The sequence below is a fragment of the Streptomyces sp. Isolate_45 genome, from assembly GCF_024721315.2.
GTDB lineage: Bacteria > Actinomycetota > Actinomycetes > Streptomycetales > Streptomycetaceae > Streptomyces.
In genome coordinates this window covers 1-17,511 of record NZ_JANFAK020000078.1, presented here as the reverse complement: position 1 = coordinate 17,511, position 17,511 = coordinate 1, and the positions used below count along the sequence as shown (strand labels likewise).

The 17,511-nt window shown below is 70.9% G+C and carries 15 protein-coding genes and 1 riboswitch; of the genes, 7 read left to right on the top strand and 8 right to left on the bottom strand.

What is annotated here, in order from left to right; translation table 11 throughout:
• Window positions 1-13 precede the first annotated feature (13 nt).
• The 4 genes from NOD94_RS23770 to NOD94_RS23755 form a co-directional block, all read right to left on the bottom strand.
• Window positions 14-1,495: a glycoside hydrolase family 3 protein gene (locus NOD94_RS23770; RefSeq protein ID WP_281208097.1), complete on the bottom strand. Its 1,482-nt coding sequence runs from the start codon at window positions 1,493-1,495 to the stop codon at window positions 14-16.
• Between the two features lie 8 nt (window positions 1,496-1,503).
• Window positions 1,504-2,340 (bottom strand): carbohydrate ABC transporter permease, encoded by an 837-nt coding sequence (locus NOD94_RS23765; RefSeq protein ID WP_281208120.1) that lies wholly within the window; start codon window positions 2,338-2,340, stop codon window positions 1,504-1,506.
• Between the two features lie 59 nt (window positions 2,341-2,399).
• A complete protein-coding gene (locus NOD94_RS23760; RefSeq protein WP_281208096.1) occupies window positions 2,400-3,419 on the bottom strand; it encodes a sugar ABC transporter permease in 1,020 nt (339 codons plus the stop codon).
• Window positions 3,420-3,607: 188 nt separating this feature from the next.
• Window positions 3,608-4,897 carry an extracellular solute-binding protein gene (locus NOD94_RS23755; RefSeq protein WP_281208095.1) on the bottom strand — a complete coding sequence of 430 codons (1,290 nt, stop codon included), beginning with the start codon at window positions 4,895-4,897 and terminating at the stop codon, window positions 3,608-3,610.
• A gap of 289 nt (window positions 4,898-5,186) precedes the next feature.
• Here NOD94_RS23755 and NOD94_RS23750 point away from each other — a divergent pair, with 289 nt between their 5' ends.
• The 6 genes from NOD94_RS23750 (at window position 5,187) to NOD94_RS23725 (ending at window position 12,911) form a co-directional block, all read left to right on the top strand.
• On the top strand, window positions 5,187-5,951 hold the full coding sequence (locus tag NOD94_RS23750) for a GntR family transcriptional regulator (RefSeq protein WP_281208094.1): 765 nt from the start codon (window positions 5,187-5,189) through the stop codon (window positions 5,949-5,951).
• 130 nt (window positions 5,952-6,081) lie between these two features.
• Window positions 6,082-8,334, top strand: coding sequence for a carbon starvation CstA family protein (locus NOD94_RS23745; protein ID WP_281208093.1), 2,253 nt, complete (start codon window positions 6,082-6,084; stop codon window positions 8,332-8,334).
• Window positions 8,331-8,546, top strand: a complete 216-nt coding sequence (locus NOD94_RS23740; protein ID WP_281208092.1) for a YbdD/YjiX family protein — start codon at window positions 8,331-8,333, stop codon at window positions 8,544-8,546. Before NOD94_RS23745 ends, NOD94_RS23740 begins: the two co-directional genes overlap by 4 nt.
• 105 nt (window positions 8,547-8,651) lie before the next feature.
• Window positions 8,652-9,164, top strand: coding sequence for a GNAT family N-acetyltransferase (locus NOD94_RS23735; protein ID WP_281208091.1), 513 nt, complete (start codon window positions 8,652-8,654; stop codon window positions 9,162-9,164).
• A gap of 41 nt (window positions 9,165-9,205) precedes the next feature.
• A riboswitch (cobalamin riboswitch) is annotated at window positions 9,206-9,340 on the top strand.
• Window positions 9,341-9,501: 161 nt separating this feature from the next.
• Window positions 9,502-11,895 carry a ribonucleoside-diphosphate reductase subunit alpha gene (locus NOD94_RS23730; RefSeq protein WP_281208090.1) on the top strand — a complete coding sequence of 798 codons (2,394 nt, stop codon included), beginning with the start codon at window positions 9,502-9,504 and terminating at the stop codon, window positions 11,893-11,895.
• Window positions 11,895-12,911: a ribonucleotide-diphosphate reductase subunit beta gene (locus tag NOD94_RS23725; protein WP_281208089.1), complete on the top strand. Its 1,017-nt coding sequence runs from the start codon at window positions 11,895-11,897 to the stop codon at window positions 12,909-12,911. Before NOD94_RS23730 ends, NOD94_RS23725 begins: the two co-directional genes overlap by 1 nt.
• A gap of 92 nt (window positions 12,912-13,003) precedes the next feature.
• On the opposite strand, the gene NOD94_RS23720 is transcribed toward NOD94_RS23725, so the two are convergent.
• Window positions 13,004-13,228 carry a hypothetical protein gene (locus NOD94_RS23720; RefSeq protein ID WP_281208088.1) on the bottom strand — a complete coding sequence of 75 codons (225 nt, stop codon included), beginning with the start codon at window positions 13,226-13,228 and terminating at the stop codon, window positions 13,004-13,006.
• 82 nt (window positions 13,229-13,310) lie between these two features.
• On the opposite strand from NOD94_RS23720, the gene NOD94_RS23715 reads away from it, so the two are divergent.
• Window positions 13,311-14,276: a helix-turn-helix domain-containing protein gene (locus NOD94_RS23715; protein WP_281208087.1), complete on the top strand. Its 966-nt coding sequence runs from the start codon at window positions 13,311-13,313 to the stop codon at window positions 14,274-14,276.
• 20 nt (window positions 14,277-14,296) lie between these two features.
• On the opposite strand, the gene def is transcribed toward NOD94_RS23715, so the two are convergent.
• The 3 genes from def to NOD94_RS23700 all read right to left on the bottom strand — a co-directional run bounded on the left by def (window position 14,297) and on the right by NOD94_RS23700 (window position 17,391).
• Window positions 14,297-14,932, bottom strand: a complete 636-nt coding sequence (def, locus tag NOD94_RS23710) for a peptide deformylase (protein WP_281208086.1) — start codon at window positions 14,930-14,932, stop codon at window positions 14,297-14,299.
• Window positions 14,933-15,000: 68 nt separating this feature from the next.
• On the bottom strand, window positions 15,001-15,996 hold the full coding sequence (locus NOD94_RS23705; RefSeq protein ID WP_281208119.1) for a hypothetical protein: 996 nt from the start codon (window positions 15,994-15,996) through the stop codon (window positions 15,001-15,003).
• A gap of 102 nt (window positions 15,997-16,098) precedes the next feature.
• A complete protein-coding gene (locus NOD94_RS23700; protein ID WP_281208085.1) occupies window positions 16,099-17,391 on the bottom strand; it encodes an HD domain-containing protein in 1,293 nt (430 codons plus the stop codon).
• Between the last annotated feature and the right edge of the window lie 120 nt (window positions 17,392-17,511).

The following is a 17,511-nucleotide window of genomic DNA, read 5'->3' as shown; positions in this document are numbered from 1 at the left end:
GGGCCGACGAGGGCTACGCGCCCGCGATGACCTCGGCGGCCGCCCGGCCGCAGACGCGGGAGGCGCCGTGCGTGGCGAGGTACAGGGCCCCGCGCGGCGTGGCGCGCGGTACGCCCATCTCGACGACCACGGTGTCCGGGCGGGCCGCGACGAGCGCGTCCAGGACCTCGGTCATCCACGGGTGCCGGTGCGCGTCGCGAACCACCGCGACGACGGTACGGTCGCCCGCGTCCGCGAGCACGTCCCCGGCGGCGGAGCCCTTCGGGTAGACGCCCGCCCCGGTGCCCGGGACCAGCGCGGCCAGCTCGGCGGCCACCCCCCACGGGGTCTCGTCCCCCACGGCGATGTTCGGGACGGGGGTGAGCGTGGCGACGTACGGATCGGCGACCGGGGTCGCGGTGCCGGACACGACCACGGCCCGGCGGGCCGCCGTCAGGCCGATGCCGGACGCGCCGCTCCCCTCCGGCCGCGCGTCCGACCGGGCCCGACGGGTCCAGTCCGCGAGGGCGCGCACCCGGGCGGCGGCGTCGGCGAGCCGCTCCTCCGGCAGCGAGCCCTCGCGGACGGCGGCCACGAGCGCGTCACGCAGGCGCAGCACGGTGGCCTCGTCGGCGAGCCCGCCGCCGACGCAGATGGCATCGGCGCCGGCCGCGATGGCCAGGACCGAGCCGCGTTCGATGCCGTACGTCCCGGCGATGGCGTTCATCTCCATGCCGTCGGTGACGATGAGGCCCTCGTAGCCGAGTTCCTTGCGCAGCAGGCCGGTCAGGATCTGCGGGCTGAGCGTGGCCGGGCGGGTGGGGTCGAGGGCGGGCACGAGGATGTGCGCGCTCATGACCGCCTTGGTGCCGGCCTCGATGGCCGCCTTGAAGGGGATCAGCTCGCGGGCCTGGAGGGTGTCCAGGTCGACGTCGATGCGGGGCAGCGCGTGGTGCGAGTCGACGTTGGTGTCGCCGTGGCCGGGGAAGTGCTTGGTGCAGGCGGCGACGCCGGCGGCCTGGAGGCCCTCGACGTACGCGGCGGTGTGCCGGGCGGCGAGGGCGGTGTCGGCGCCGAAGGAGCGGACACCGATGACGGGGTTGTCCGGGTTGGAGTTGACGTCCGCGGACGGCGCCCAGTTGAGGTTGACCCCGCACTCGGCGAGGCGGCGGCCCAGCTCGCGGGCCACGTCGCGGGTGAGGCCGGTGTCGTCGACGGCGCCCAGCGCGAGGTTTCCGGGGAAGGACGAGCCGCCCCGGACCTCCAGGCGGGTGACGTCGCCGCCCTCCTCGTCGATGGCGACGAGCACGTCGTCGCGTTCGGCGCGCAGCTGTGCGGTGAGGGCGGAAAGTTGCCCGGCGGAGGTGATGTTGCGGCCGAAGAGCCCTACGGCGGTGAGGCCTTCGGCGACCTGGCGCAGCAGCCAGGCGGGGGCGGTGGTGCCCTCGAAGCCGGGCTGGAGGACCGCGAGGGCGTCGCGGGTCACCGTATCCGTGCGGTGCGCAAGGACAGTCATGTCGGCCGTTATCCCTTCACGGCGCCGGCGGTCATGCCGCCGACGGCCTTGCGCTGGAGGAAGATGAAGATCAGCAGGACCGGGACCGCGAAGAGCGAGGACGCCGCCATGGTGGCGCCCCAGTCGCTGCCGAAGGCGGTCTGGAACTCGGTCAGCCACAGCGGGAGGGTCTGGGCGGTCTTGTCCTTGTTGAGGATCAGGACCATCGCGAACTCGTTCCAGGCGGTGATGAAGCCGAAGAGCGAGGTGGACATCAGACCGGGGGCGAGCAGCGGGAAGATCACCTTGCGGAAGGCCTGGCCGCGGGTGCAGCCGTCGATCTGGGCCGCCTCCTCCAGGGTCACCGGGACGGCGGCGATGAAGCCGCGCAGGGTCCAGATGGTGAAGGGGAGGACCATCACGAAGTAGATGGCGGTCAGCACGCCGATGCTGTTCAGCATCTCGGCATCGCGGACGATCATGTACATCGCGATGACCATGACCTCCCAGGGGGCCATCTGCGCCATCATCACGGCGAGGACGAGGCCCTTGCGGCCCTTGAACCTCATGCGGGCGATGGCGAAGCTCGCGGCGAGGGCGACGAGCAGGGCCAGCAGCACCGCGCAGACGGTGACGACGAGACTGTTGGTGACGTACGACCAGAAGTTGTCGACGCCGGTGGCCTTGTCGAAGTTCTTCAGCGTCGGCGTGAAGACGAAGACGGGGTCCTTGCTGAGCATCTCGCTCTGCGGCTTGAGCGCCGAGGAGAACATCCAGTAGACCGGGAAGACGAAGACGAGGGCCAGCAGGAGGGCGCCCACGTTCTTGGCGACGGTTCCGGGGCGCAGCGGCCGGCCGGTGCGCAGCCGCTGGGCGCGCTTCTCGGCCGGGGCGGACGGCGCCGGCTTCGGGGCGGTGGTGAGGCTCACTGCTCCTCCTCCTGCTTCAGGATCAGGCGGAAGTAGAAGGACATGACGATGATGAGGATCAGGATCGTCAGGACGGAGATCGCGGCGGCCAGGCCGTAGTGGAACTGGCTCTGGCCCTCGACGTAGGCGAAGACCGGGAGGATCTCGGAGGCGCGGTCGGGGCCGCCCTTGTTCATCGCGTAGACCTGGGTGAAGGCCTTGAAGACCCAGATCACCTCGAGGAAGGTGGTGATCAGGAAGAAGGGCTTCAGCTGGGGGAAGACGACCTTCCAGAAGGTCTGCCAGCCGTTGGCGCCGTCCATGCGCGCGGCCTCGTACAGTTCGGCTCCGACCGTCGTCAGGCCGGCGTACATGTTGAGGGCGACGAAGGGGACCGATCCCCAGACCACCAGGATCGTGATGATCACCAGGGTGGAGAAGCCGGTCTCGAACCAGTTGTGCTGGTCGTACCCGGAGAAGCCGGCGGAACGCATGACCCAGTTCATGACGCCGAACTGCTCGTCGAAGAGCCACTTGAAGACCTGGACCGACGCGACGATCGGCATGGCCCAGGCCATCACCAGTGCCATCGACAGGACCAGGCGCATCCACTTGCCGAGCCTGTTGAGCAGGATGCCGATGAGGCAGCCGACCGCCATGATGAGCGCGACGTTGGCGAAGGTGAAGCCGAAGCTGCGCAGGACGACGGTCCAGAAGTCGGAGTCGCCGAGCAGCTGGGTGTAGTTGTCCAGTCCCGCGAAGGGGTACTTCCGCTGGATGAACTCGATCTTGTTGATGTCCTGGAAGGACAGGATCACGTTCTTGATCAGCGGATACAGCAGCAGTGTCGCGAGGCTGAGCACCGCGGGCAGGACGAGCAGATACGGCGCCCACCCCGAGGGGAGCGACCTTCTGCCCCCGCGAGGCGACGGATGGCTGGGGCCGGTACCGGTGCCGGGCACCTTCGGCCGTCCGGCGGACTTCTGTGGTGCGTCCTGTGGAGCGCTGGTGGTCGCTCCCTGGGAGTGCACGGTCATGTCTGGGCTTCCTCGCGGTTGACTGTGGAGTCAAATGCGCGACCGGGGGTGCGGCAGGCGCTGCGGGGCGCCTGCCGCACCCCCCGGTGCGTTCACACTGCTGGTTCCTGCGGGTGCTGCGGTGTTTCGGGTGATGCGGTGATGCGGGTACCGCGGCGTGTCAGGTGGTGCGGAGCCGCGGGGTGGGACTACTTGTTGATGCGGCTCGCGATTTCCTTGTCCGCGTCCGCGCCCGCCTTGGCGGCGTCCTCACCCTTCAGGACCTTGGTCATGAACTCCTTGATGGGGTTCGGCTCGGTCTCGACGTTCGCCCAGCCCGCGGTGACCGGGGTGATCTTGCCGGAGGCGGCGGCCTTGGCCATCGACTCGGCGAAGGAGCCCGGGGCGGACGGGAAGTTCGCGGCCGTCTGGTTCGGGAGCAGGGCGCCCTCGGTGGCGGTGGCGTACTTGGTCATCTGGTCCTTGCCTGCGGCGAGGGCCAGCCACTCCTTGGCGAGCTCCTTGTTCTTGGAGCGCTCGGCGACGGCGAGGTTCGAGCCACCGAGGAAGACGGAGCCCGGCTTGTCGGCGGTCTTGCCCGGGATCGGGAAGTAACCGAAGTCGCCTTCCTTGCCCGCTTCCTTCAGGGCCTTCAGCGCGCCCTGCGCCTCCCAGCCGAGACCGATCCAGGACGAGACGCCGCCCTTGGGGATGATGTCGGTGGACTGCTGCGGGGTCGCCTCGTCCTTGTCCTTGGGGGCCGTGGAGAAGGACTGGAGCTTCTTGTAGAAGTCCATCGCGGAGGCGGCCTGCGGGGTGGCCAGCTGGCCCTTCCACTTGCCGCCGTCCTTGACGGCGAGGTCGGCGCCCTCGTCCCAGACGAAGCCGGCGAGGATGTACCAGCTCTGGCCGGGCAGGTAGATCGGCTGCGAGGCCGGGTCGGAGGCCTTCAGCTTCTCCAGGCCGGCCACCCACTCGTCGCGGGTCTTGGGGGCGGTGATGCCGGCCTTCTCGTAGGCCTTCTTGTCGTAGATGACGACGCGGTTGGCGGCGTACCACGGGGCGGCGTAGAGCTTGCCGTCGACCTCGGCGGAGGACGTCATGCCCTTCGACCAGGCGTCGGCGCCGAGCTTGGCCTTGTCACCCGACAGGTCCGCGAGGCCACCGGTGACGGCGTAGCCGACGGTCTGGGTGTTACCGAGCTCGATGACGTCCGGCGGGGTGTTCTCGGAGAGGGCCGTGGTGACCTTCTCCTGGATGCCGGTCCACTTCTGCTCCTCGACCTTGACCGTGACACCGGGGTGCTTGGCCGAGAACTCCTTGTTGACCTCGTCGATCCAGGCCTTCGGTGCGGAACCGTCCATCACCCAGACGGTGATCTCCTTGGCCGCGCCACCCGATGCTTCGGTCTTCGCCTTGTCGTCGGCACCGTCGCCACACGCCGCGAGGCCGATAACCATGCCCGCGACTCCGACCGCCGCGATGAGCTTGCGCTTCACGCCACCCTCCTCAGGGATGCTGCCTGCAACTTCCCTCGCCCACCGCGGTGACGTACCAAGTACTGCCCGTGGGGCCGGGATCCGATCCAGATTGGTTTAGACCAGTACCGGGAGCTTGGCCTAGACCTTTAGGGGTGTCAAGGGTCTAATGAGCGGGTGCTCGGTCCGTTATCGGACCGACACCTGGGGGAGGGAGGAGGCCTGTCCCCCCTCCCGTGTCACGATGTGACCGCACATATCGGAGGAGCCGGTGACGGCAGCGAAACTGGAGTCGGGAAGGCGGGCGGCGATGGCCACCGAAGGGGCGACCACGGAGCCGGAAGGCGGGGCAGTCACCCGGACGGCGCGCGTGCCCAAGTACTACCGCCTCAAGCGGCACTTGCTCGACATGACCGAAACGCTCCCACCCGGCACGCCGGTCCCGCCGGAGCGCACGCTCGCGGCCGAGTTCGACACCTCCCGGACCACCGTCCGGCAGGCCCTGCAGGAACTCGTCGTCGAGGGCCGGCTGGAAAGGATCCAGGGCAAGGGCACCTTCGTCGCCAAGCCCAAGGTCTCCCAGCCGCTCCAACTCTCCTCGTACACCGAGGACATGAGGGCCCAGGGCCTGGAGCCGACGTCCCAGCTCCTCGACATCGGGTACGTGACGGCCGACGACACCCTCGCCGGACTGCTCAAGATCTCCACCGGCGGACGGGTCCTGCGCATCGAGCGGCTGCGCCTGGCCAGCGGCGAGCCGATGGCCATCGAGACCACGCACCTGTCGGCCAAGCGCTTCCCCGCGCTGCGCCGTTCGCTGGTCAAGTACACCTCTCTCTACACCGCGCTCGCCGAGGTGTACGACGTCCGTCTCGCGGAGGCGGAGGAGACCATCGAGACCTCCCTGGCCACCCCGAGGGAGGCCGGACTGCTCGGCACGGACGTCGGACTGCCGATGCTGATGCTCTCCCGGCACTCCCTGGACGCCGATGGCGAACCGGTCGAATGGGTACGTTCGGTATATCGCGGCGACCGTTACAAGTTCGTTGCCCGTCTTCAGAGGCCCGCCTTGTGATCACCGGTTGACTCCCGTTCGATCCTCGGTGGACGCTCGTACCGCTATGCGGACGGGGGCTTACGTCCAGCGGTCGAGCCCCCGTAGATTCCCTGCGCTTACGCAGATGATCAACGAGGGGACGAGGATCATGCCGGAACCGGAAGCAACAGGGACAGACCGGACTCCACCACCGGGGGGTGCGGCGAGCGCGGGCGGCAGGCCCGACTCGCCCTCTCCGTCGGGCCGCCTCACCCCGCAATCGATCGCCGTGTGGGCGCTCGTGGCCCTGATCGGCGCCATCGGCTGGGGCGTGCTGGCCCTTTCGCGGGGGGAGGAGATCTCGGCCGCCTGGCTGCTCGCCGCCGCGCTGGGCTCGTACGCCATCGGCTACCGCTTCTACGCGCGCTTCATCTCGCGGCGCGTGCTGCGGGTCGACAAGACCCGGGCGACCCCCGCCGAACGCCTCGACAACGGTGTCGACTTCCATCCCACCGACCGTCGGGTGCTCTTCGGCCACCACTTCGCGGCCGTCGCCGGCGCGGGCCCGCTCGTCGGTCCCGTGCTCGCCGCGCAGATGGGCTACCTGCCGGGCACCATCTGGATCGTCGCGGGCGTCATCTTCGCCGGCGCCGTCCAGGACATGGTGACCCTGTTCTTCTCCACCCGGCGCGACGGCCGTTCGCTCGGCCAGATGGCCCGGGACGAGATAGGGCCCGTCGGCGGGGCCGCCGCCCTGGTCGCCGTGTTCGCCATCATGATCATCCTGCTGGCGGTGCTGGCCCTCGTCATCGTCAACGCCCTGGCGCACTCGCCCTGGGGCGTCTTCTCCATCGGCATGACCATCCCGATCGCCCTCTTCATGGGCGTCTACCTGCGCGTGTTGAGGCCGGGTCGGGTCACCGAGGTCTCCGCCATCGGCGTCGCGCTGCTGCTGCTCGCCATCGTCGCGGGCGGCTGGGTCGCCGAGTCCTCCTGGGCCGACACCTTCACCCTGGAGAAGGAGACGCTGGTCGTCTGGATGATCGTGTACGGCTTCATCGCCTCGGTGCTGCCGGTGTGGCTGCTCCTCGCGCCCCGCGACTACCTGTCCACCTTCATGAAGGTCGGCACGATCGCCCTGATGGCGCTGGGCGTGGTCATCGCGATGCCGACGCTGCAGATGCCCTCGGTCACCGACTTCGCGGCGCGCGGCGACGGCCCGGTGTTCGCCGGCTCGATGTTCCCGTTCGTCTTCATCACCATCGCGTGCGGGGCCCTGTCCGGCTTCCACTCCCTGGTCGCCTCGGGCACCACCCCGAAGATGATCCAGAAGGAGACCCAGGTCCGGGTCATCGGCTACGGCGCGATGCTCACCGAGTCGTTCGTCGCCATCATGGCCGTGATCGCCGCGTGCATCATCGAGCCCGGCCTCTTCTTCGCCGTCAACTCGCCGCCCGGGGTCATCGGCACCACGGTCGAGACCGCCTCCGCGGCCGTCACCAACTTCGGCTTCGCCATCAGCCCGGACGCCCTCGCGCAGGCCGCGAAGGACGTGGAGGAGGCCAGCCTGCTCTCCCGAACGGGTGGCGCCCCGACCTTCGCACTCGGAATGTCGGAGATCTTCTCGGCCGTCATAGGCGGTACCGGGATGAAGGCGTTCTGGTACCACTTCGCCATCATGTTCGAGGCCCTGTTCATCCTGACCACGGTCGACGCGGGCACCCGCGTGGGCCGGTTCATGCTCCAGGACACCCTCGGCAACGTGCACAAGTCCTTCAGGGACGTCAGCTGGAAGCCGGGCGTGTGGCTCGCGAGCGCCATCGTCGTCGGTGGCTGGGGCTACTTCCTGTGGGTCGGCGTCAAGGACCCGCTGGGCGGCATCAACCAGCTGTTCCCGCTGTTCGGCATCGCGAACCAGCTGCTCGCGGCGGTGGCGCTGGCCGTCTGCACGACCCTGCTGGTGAAGTCCGGGCGACTGAAGTGGGCCTGGGTCACCGGGGTTCCGCTGGCGTGGGACGTGGCGGTCACCCTCACCGCCAGCTACCAGAAGATCTTCTCCGAGGACGTGAAGGTCGGCTTCTTCGCCCAGCGCGACAAGTACCAGGCGGGCATCGACGCGGACAAGGTCCTGCCGCCGGCCAAGACGATGGGCGAGATGCACACCGTGGTCACCAACGCCACGGTCGACGGGGTCCTGTCGGTGCTGTTCGCCGTCCTCATCGTCATCGTGCTGGTGGACGCGGGCCGGACCTGCTTCAAGGCCATCGCCCACCCGGAGTCGGTCCGCCTCTCCGAGGTCCCGTGGACCGAGTCGAAGATCGTCGCCCCGGCCGGGCTCATCGCCACGGCCGAGGAGAAGGCCGAACTCGCGGCGGCCGGCCTCGACAGCGGTGGCGGCAAGGTCAAGGAGCCCGTCGCGTGAACACCGCGCGCACGGCGGTCGGACTGCGCAACGCGCTGGCGAAGGCCCGTTACTACGTACGGGAGTTCTCCGGCGAGGCGGCGTACGACCGCTACGTCGCGCACGCCCGGGCCCACGACCCCGAGGCCGGGGTCATGACCCGACGCGCCTTCGAACGGGCCCGCACCGACGCCCGCGAGGCGGACCCCCGCGAGGGCTTCCGCTGCTGCTGACCACCCCGCGAAGGGCCCCGCCGCACCTGCGACGGGGCCCTTCCGCACGTTCCGGAGCGGCCTGCGCCCTCGGCCTCCCCCGCGGCCGTCCCGCACACTCGACGCATGGACATGACGATCAGGGCGGCACTCCCCGCCGAGTACGAAGAGTTGGGCGATGTCACCGCGCGGGCCTACCTCGGGGACGGGCTGCTCGACGGGAATCCCGACGGCTCCTACGAGCGCGTGCTGCGCGACGTCGCCGGCCGGGCCGGAGCCGGCGAGGTGCTCGTGGCCGTCCTCGACGGACGCGTGCTCGGCGGTGTGACGTTCGCCCCTCCGGGCAGCCCGCTCGCCGACATAGCCGGGCCCGGCGAGGCCGAGTTCCGGATGCTCGCGGTGGACGCCGCCGGCCGGGGCAAGGGGGCCGGAGAGGCACTCGTACGGGCCTGCGCCGAGCGGGCGAGGGCGCTCCCCGGAGTGACCCGACTGGTGCTCTCCACCCAGCCGCAGAGCCCCGCCGCGCACCGGCTGTACGGCCGCCTGGGCTTCGTCCGCACCCCCACACGGGACTGGTCCCCGCTCCCCACGGTGCCCCTGATCACCTACGCCCTGGAGCTGTACGCACCCGAGCAGTAGCCACCCCGACACAACATGTGGGGGCTACCGCAACGGGGCGCCCCCACATGTATGCTCATGGCTGCTGTCGCCGCAGGGGAATCCGGTGCGAATCCGGAACTGTCCCGCAACGGTATGAAGTGCACCCATTGGTGCGTCCGCAAGTCCGAGGACCTGCCGACAGCGCTCCCGGCTCGACCGAACCGGGTGCCGACACGTCCGGGCCTCGCGGTTGGGCCGGTGGACGCCACGCGGTGCACGTACCGCCCGCCCCGTCGGGGCCGGTGCGTGGCCTTCCCGTGTGCGCCCGCTCGCCCCGCCCCGTCGAAGACCGGGCCGAGTGAGGGAGAGCTCCCCCGTGACCATCGCGCCCGCCGCACCGCGCGCCGAGTCCGCCCAGTCCGCCACCGAGGCCGCGCTCGCGCCCGAGGGCCCGGGGACCGCACTGCTGCGCACCCTCACCGAACTCACGGCCGACCTGCCCGACACGGACCCCGGCCGGGTCGCCGCCGCCGCCCTGCGCGGCCGCAGCTCCGTCGCCGACGAGGCCGAACTGCGGGGGCTGGCCACCGAGGCCGCGGCCGGTCTGATCTCCGAGGACCCGGCGTACTCCCGCCTCGCCGCCCGACTGCTGACCCTCGCCGTCGCCGACGAGGCCGCGGGCCAGGGGTCCACCTCCTTCGCCGAGTCCGTCGCCGTCGGCCACCGCGAGGGCCTGATCGCCGACCGCACGGCCGAGTTCGTCGAGACCCACGCCGCCCGGCTGAACTCCCTGGTCGAGCACGCGCTCGCCGAGGGCGCCGACGACCGCTTCGGCTTCTTCGGCCTGCGCACCCTGCACAGCCGTTACCTGCTGCGCCACCCGATCACCCGTCAGGTCATCGAGACCCCGCAGTACTTCATGCTGCGCGTGGCCTGCGGCCTCGCCGCGGACGAGAGCGTCCAGGCCGTCGAGGAAGTGGCCTCGCTCTACCGGCTGATGAGCCGCCTCGACTACCTGCCGTCCTCCCCCACGCTCTTCAACTCCGGTACCCGGCACCCGCAGATGTCGTCCTGCTACCTGCTGGACTCCCCGCTGGACGAGCTGGACTCGATCTACGACCGCTACCACCAGGTCGCGCGCCTGTCCAAGCACGCCGGCGGCATCGGCCTGTCGTACTCCCGCATCCGCGCCCGCGGTTCCCTGATCCGCGGCACCAACGGCCACTCCAACGGCATCGTCCCGTTCCTGAAGACCCTCGACGCCTCCGTCGCCGCGGTCAACCAGGGCGGCCGCCGCAAGGGCGCCGCCGCCGTCTACCTGGAGACCTGGCACGCGGACATCGAGGAGTTCCTGGAGCTCCGCGACAACACCGGTGAGGACCAGCGCCGTACGCACAACCTGAACCTCGCCCACTGGGTGCCGGACGAGTTCATGCGCCGCGTGAACTCCGACGGCCAGTGGTCGCTGTTCTCCCCGGCCGACGTCCCCGAGCTGGTGGACCTGTGGGGCGACGCGTTCGACGCCGCCTACCGCAAGGCCGAGGCGGACGGCCTGGCCCGCAAGACGATGCCCGCCCGCGACCTGTACGGCCGGATGATGCGCACCCTCGCGCAGACCGGCCAGGGCTGGATGACCTTCAAGGACGCCTCCAACCGCACGGCGAACCAGACCGCCGAGCCGGGCTCGGTCGTCCACTCCTCCAACCTGTGCACCGAGATCATCGAGGTCACCGACGACGGCGAGACGGCCGTCTGCAACCTCGGCTCGGTCAACATGGGCGCCTTCGTGGTGGACGGGGAGATCGACTGGGAGCGCCTGGACGAGACCGTCCGCACGGCCGTGACCTTCCTCGACCGCGTGGTGGACATCAACTTCTACCCGACCGAGCAGGCCGGGCGTTCCAACGCCCGCTGGCGTCCGGTGGGTCTGGGCGCGATGGGCCTCCAGGACGTCTTCTTCAAGCTGAAGGTGCCCTTCGACTCCCCCGAGGCGAAGGCGCTGTCCACGAAGCTCTCCGAGCGGATCATGCTGGCCGCGTACGAGGCCTCCTGCGACCTCGCCGAGCGCAGCGGCCCCCTCCCCGCCTGGGAGAAGACCCGTACCGCCCGCGGTGTCCTGCACCCGGACCACTACGACGTCGAGCTGAACTGGCCCGAGCGCTGGGACGCCCTGCGCGCCCGCGTCGCGAAGACCGGCATGCGCAACTCGCTGCTCCTCGCCATCGCGCCGACGGCGACGATCGCCTCGATCGCGGGCGTGTACGAGTGCATCGAGCCGCAGGTCTCCAACCTGTTCAAGCGCGAGACCCTCAGCGGTGAGTTCCTCCAGGTCAACGCGTACCTGGTGGAGGAGCTGAAGCGGCTCGGCGTGTGGGACGCCCAGACCCGCGAGGCGCTGCGCGAGTCCAGTGGCTCCGTGCAGGGCTTCGGCTGGATCCCGGCCGAGGTGCGCGAGCTGTACCGGACGGCGTGGGAGATCCCGCAGCGCGGCCTGATCGACATGGCGGCGGCCCGTACGCCGTTCCTCGACCAGTCCCAGTCGCTGAACCTGTTCCTGGAGACGCCGACCATCGGCAAGCTCAGCTCGATGTACTCGTACGCCTGGAAGCAGGGCCTGAAGACCACGTACTACCTGCGCTCGCGCCCGGCGACGAAGATCGCCCGCGCCGCGCAGGCCGCCGCCCCGGCGGCGCTCCCGCAGGTCGTGACCGACGCGGAGGCGCTGGCCTGCTCCCTTGAGAACCCCGAATCGTGCGAGGCCTGCCAGTAATGAGCACCAACGAGACCAAGAACCTGCTGGACCCGGGCTTCGAGCTGACGCTCCGCCCGATGCGCTACCCGGACTTCTACGAGCGCTACCGGGACGCGATCAAGAACACCTGGACCGTCGAGGAGGTCGACCTCCACTCGGACGTCGCGGACCTCGCGAAGCTGACGCCCGGTGAGCAGCACATGATCGGCCGGCTGGTCGCGTTCTTCGCGACGGGCGACTCGATCGTCTCGAACAACCTCGTGCTGACGCTGTACAAGCACATCAACTCCCCGGAGGCGCGCCTGTACCTGTCGCGCCAGCTGTTCGAGGAGGCCGTGCACGTCCAGTTCTACCTGACGCTGCTCGACACCTACCTGCCCGACCCGGACGACCGCGCCGCCGCGTTCGACGCGGTCGAGGAGATCCCCTCGATCCGCGAGAAGGCGCAGTTCTGCTTCAAGTGGATGGACTCCGTCGAGAAGATCGACCAGCTGGAGACGCAGGCCGACCGCCGTCGTTTCCTGCTGAACCTGATCTGCTTCGCGGCGTGCATCGAGGGCCTGTTCTTCTACGGCGCCTTCGCGTACGTGTACTGGTTCCGCTCGCGGGGTCTGCTGCACGGTCTGGCGACGGGCACCAACTGGGTGTTCCGCGACGAGACCATGCACATGAACTTCGCCTTCGAGGTCGTGGACACCGTCCGCAAGGAGGAGCCGGAGCTCTTCGACGACGCCCTCCAGCAGCAGGTCGTCGACATGCTGAAGGAGGCCGTGGAGGCGGAGCTGCAGTTCGGCCGTGACCTGTGCGGCGACGGCCTGCCGGGCATGAACACCGAGTCGATGCGCGAGTACCTGGAGTGCGTCGCGGACCAGCGTCTGGTGCGCCTCGGGTTCCCGCCGATCTACGGCTCGCAGAACCCGTTCTCGTTCATGGAGCTCCAGGGCGTCCAGGAGCTGACGAACTTCTTCGAGCGTCGTCCGTCGGCCTACCAGGTCGCGGTCGAGGGCACGGTCGACCTGGACGAGGACTTCTAGTCCCCCGTCCGCGCAGGTGTGCGCCGGGAGCCGGAACGCGAACGAACCGCGTCCCGGCTCCTCGCGTTTCGGGCGGTCGGCTGGGTCGGGGCTCAGTGGGCCATGCGTCCCCGGCGCCCGAGGCCGAAGCGGATGCCCCGCCGGCGCGGCGTGGGTTCGAGACCGCCCGCCCGCTGGCGCGGCAGCCACACCCGCCGGGTCTCGACGGCCCGCAGCTGCCGGTCGATCCGTCGGTCGCGCCACGTCCCGTACAGGCTGGGCCCGAGCAGGAGCGCGGCGAGGGCCAGGACGACGAGGTAATTCACGAAGGTGCTCATACCTCCACTGTCCGCCTGATCGGCCATGATCGAACAGTGGCAGTACTGTCACTCAAGTGCGAATTACTGCCACACTGAGGTCATGCTGACCAACGTGGCCGTGGCCCTCGTCGACGGAGTCGCCCCCTTCGAGTTCGGGATCTTCTGCGAGGTCTTCGGGATCGACCGCGGCGCGCAGGGGCTGCCGGTGTACGACTTCGCCGTGTGCGCGGCCGAGGAAGGCCCGCTGACCATGTCCGACGTCGGCTTCGCCATCGCACCCGCGCACGGCCTGGAACGGCTGGAGGAGGCGGACCTGATCTGCGTGCCCGCCGACCGGCAGGCGCCCGTACGGGAGTACCCCGAGCCGTTCCTCGACGCCCTGCGGCGGGCCGTGGACCGGGGGGCGCGGGTGCTCAGCGTGTGCAGCGGGGCCTTCGTGCTCGGCGCGGCCGGACTGCTCGACGGCCGGCGCTGCACCACGCACTGGATGCACGCCCCGGCGCTGGCCCGCCGCTTCCCCAAGGCGCGCGTCGACCCCGACGTGCTGTACGTGGACGAGGGCCCGGTGATCACCGGGGCCGGCACCGCCTCGGGCATCGACGCCTGCCTGCACCTCGTCCGCCAGGAACACGGCGCCGAGGTGGCCAACGCCATCGCCCGGCGGATGGTCGTACCGCCGCACCGGGACGGCGGGCAGGCCCAGTACGTCCAGCGGCCGCTGCCTCGGACGGCGTGCGACACGGTGGGCGAGGTCATCGGGTGGATGGCCCGGCACCTGGAGGACGAGATCACCGTCGAGCAGCTCGCGGAGCGGGCCCACATGTCCCCGCGGACCTTCGCCCGCCGCTTCCTCCAGGAGACCGGCACCACCCCCTACCAGTGGGTGCTGCGCCAGCGGGTCCTGCTCGCGCAGGAACTGCTGGAGTCCACCGACGAGACGGTGGACTCCATCGCGGCCCGCAGCGGCTTCGGCAACGCGGCGGCCCTGCGCCACCACTTCCTGCGCACCCTGGGCACCACCCCGAACGCCTTCCGCCGCGCCTTCCGGGGGCCGAGGGCGGCGTAGCGGGGGCCGCCCCGGACGCGTCAGTCGTTCGGGACGACCTCGTAGCGGGGGGTGTTCTCGGCCATCTGACGCAGGGCGTCCTTGCGGTCGCGCTTGGAGAGCCGGTCGATGTACAGGTACCCGTACAGGTGGTCCGTCTCGTGCTGGAGGCAGCGCGCGAAGTAGCCGGTGCCGCGGACCTTGATCGGGTTGCCCTTGGCGTCCTGGCCGGTCACCTCGGCGTAGTCCGGGCGGGCCAGCGCCGCGTAGGCGGTCGGGACGGAGAGGCAGCCCTCGTTCGAGTCGTCCAGCACGCGGCCCGCGGCCGGCAGCTCGACGAGCTTCGGGTTGACGACGACACCGGTGTGGCGCTTGCCGTCGTCGTCCGGGCAGTCGTAGATGAAGACCTTCGCGTCCACGCCGATCTGGTTCGCGGCCAGGCCCACGCCCTCGGCGGTCTTCTGGCTGGCGAACATGTCGTCGATGAGCTGCGCGAGCTCCTCGCCGAACTCGGTGACGTCCTTGCACTCCCGGTGCAGCACCGGGTTGCCGACCACCGTGATCGGGCGGGACGTGCCCCGCTCGCGGTGGGCGAGCTCGCGCGCCTCACAGTCCTCGGTGTCCACGACCCAGCCCTCGTCGTCGACCGGGACCACCTGGTTCTCCTGCTGCGCCATGTCCGCCGTACGCCTTCCGTAGATTCGCCCGAGCCACCGATGTGACCGGTACAGCCTACGGCCCGGATTCAGCAGACTTCTTCGAGATCCCGCCAGTCCCGGCTGTCCGGGCTGTCGGCCACCCAGCCGTCGAGGAGCCCGCGCACCAGACCGACCGGGGCGGCGATTCCGCATTCGCGCTCGGGCACCCACAGCGGGCCGGAGCCCGCCGTGCGGTGGCCCAACGGGCCGGGGTGACCGGGCTCGCTGTGGTCGTGCGGGTCCAGGTGGTCACCGGCGGCCTCGCCGCTCGGCATCGCGCTCTCCGAACAGGTCCGGCACAGCAGCCGCACCGACGAGGACCAGTCCTCGGCGGCGAAGCCCGCGTCCGACGCCAGCTGCTCCAGCGCGTTGCGGTCCGCCTCGGAGGCCGCTTCGAGCAGCACCACCCAGGTCGGCACCGGTGAGGGCGCCCACAGCTCGATCTCGTCGAACACCGGGTACGAGGGCCCGGCCGAGGTCACCCGCTCGCCGTGCGGAACCCCGTCGTGCAGGACGACCTCGCCCCAACGCCGCCCCGAGGAGGGCAGCGGGATCGAGAGGACCTCCATGCGGGCCGGATCGAGCCTCCGGCCCCACACCACCTCGGCCTCGCCCTCGGGCGACAGCCGCACCGCGGCGCTGCCCAGCTCCATGCCGACCGGCTCGCCCGTCCCCGCGCTGCTGTGGGGGTCCCCGGGCACCTTCAGCCCGTACGCCTGCCAGGCCCTCCGGGCCAGCGGCCAGTCCTGGAGCGCGGTCGCGGCGATGCCGACGTTCCACCAGTCCGGCGCGCCCGCCTCACGGTCCAGGAGCGCCACGGCACGCAGCCCCGCGGCCCGCGCCTGCTCCCAGTCGTGGCGGAACTTGTGCAGCAGCGCCAGGTTGAACCAGGACTCCGAAAGCCAGGGCTCCAGGTCCGCCGCTCTGGTCAGGAGCGCGCCCGCGTCCTCGTACCGCCCGTCACCGATCAGCGTGAACGCGCGGTCGGTGGCCTGCCGCCACGAGGCGGAGGGCCGATGCCGTACCTTCCCGAAGATCCTCACGATTCCCGCCTGCCGGTCCCGGTGCAGCCTTGCGGACACCCTCACGGACACTCCTACTGCATCCAACCATGCCCGCTCGGACGCCCGCTCATTACCCATGGGTTACCCCGGGGGAACGGGAACGACTCGGCTCCGCCCGCCCCTGGCCAGAACCCTGGCCAAGGACTCCACGACCCCGGGCTCGTAGTCGTGCCCGGTGCCCAGCCGCAGCCGTTCCAGGGCCGCGAGGGAGCCGCCCGGGTGACGGGCCCCGCCCGCCAGGTCGTCGTACGCGTTCACCGCGCGCACGATGCGGGCGGCGACGGGCTGATCCCGGTACGGATCCGCCTGCCGCTCCACGATGACCGCCACCTCGGCGGGGACCCCGGTCCTGCGGGCCACCTCGCCCCCGAGCTCGGCGATCCGCCGGGCCTCGGCCGCGGGCAGCTCGGCGGTGGCCCCGCAGGGCACGGGGTCGACGAGGGACAGCTGACCGATGTCGTGCATCAGGGCCGCGTACTCCAGCACCGTGAGCTCCCGCTCCGAGAGCCCGAGCTCCCGGCCGACCGAGCGGCTCAGCGCGGCGACCCGGCGGGCGTGGCCGGGCGGGGTGTAGCCGGCGATCTCGGTGGCCCGGGCCAACGAGGTGATCGTCTGACGGTAGGTGGTGCGGACGGCGGTGATCCGGCGGAAGGACATCTGGGTCAGCAGCAGCGGCACGCTGAAGACGGGCAGGGCCCACAGGCCCGCCACGGCCACCCCGAGGGTCATCACCACCCCGGAGGCGCAGATCGCCGAGCCGATGCCGAGCTGCGCGCGCAGCTCGTCGCGCAGCAGCGGACCGTACGGCCAACCGGTGCGGGCCCCCGCCAGGGCGGCGGCGAGCACGGAGTCGCACAGCGCGGTGAGGCCGAGCAGGAACAACAGGAACACGACGAGGTACGGACCCTGCCCGACCCACTCCCCCAGCCGCCCGGAGTTGTAGAGCGGCTGGAAGCAGACGGCGGCGAAGGCGACCGTGAGGACCCGCCGGGCCACGTGGTCGAGAGCGGGCCCGCGGCCACGGGCGACGTGCGGGACGATCCCGACGAGGGCCGCCGCGACGACGACGGTGACGGTCTGCAGGACCCCGTGGTGGGTGGCGTGTCCGCCGTTCTGGCCGAGCAGGGCGTAGGCCAGCGCGCCCGCGGAGCCCAGCGGCGCGGGGTGCCGGTCCTCGGGCGGCGGCGGCCCGGCGCCCTCGCCGCGCGGGGCCGGTCCGGGGTGGCGGCGGGCGAGCTCGCCGACCGTGACGAGGGTGCCGAAGGCGAGGGCCACGCCGGGTTCGGCGACGCCCCACCACAGGGTGTGGCCGAGTCCGGCCAGGGCCAGCAGGGCGGCGGCCGCGCGGACGACGGGTGCGGCGGCCGCCCTCACCGGACGCCCCGGGGGCCGGTCCCGTCGCCCGACCCGGCCGACCCGGCCGACCCGGCGGCTCCCGTGAACCGGTCGAGGTCCATGCCCGTCATCATGGCGGCATCGGCGTCGATCCGTTCC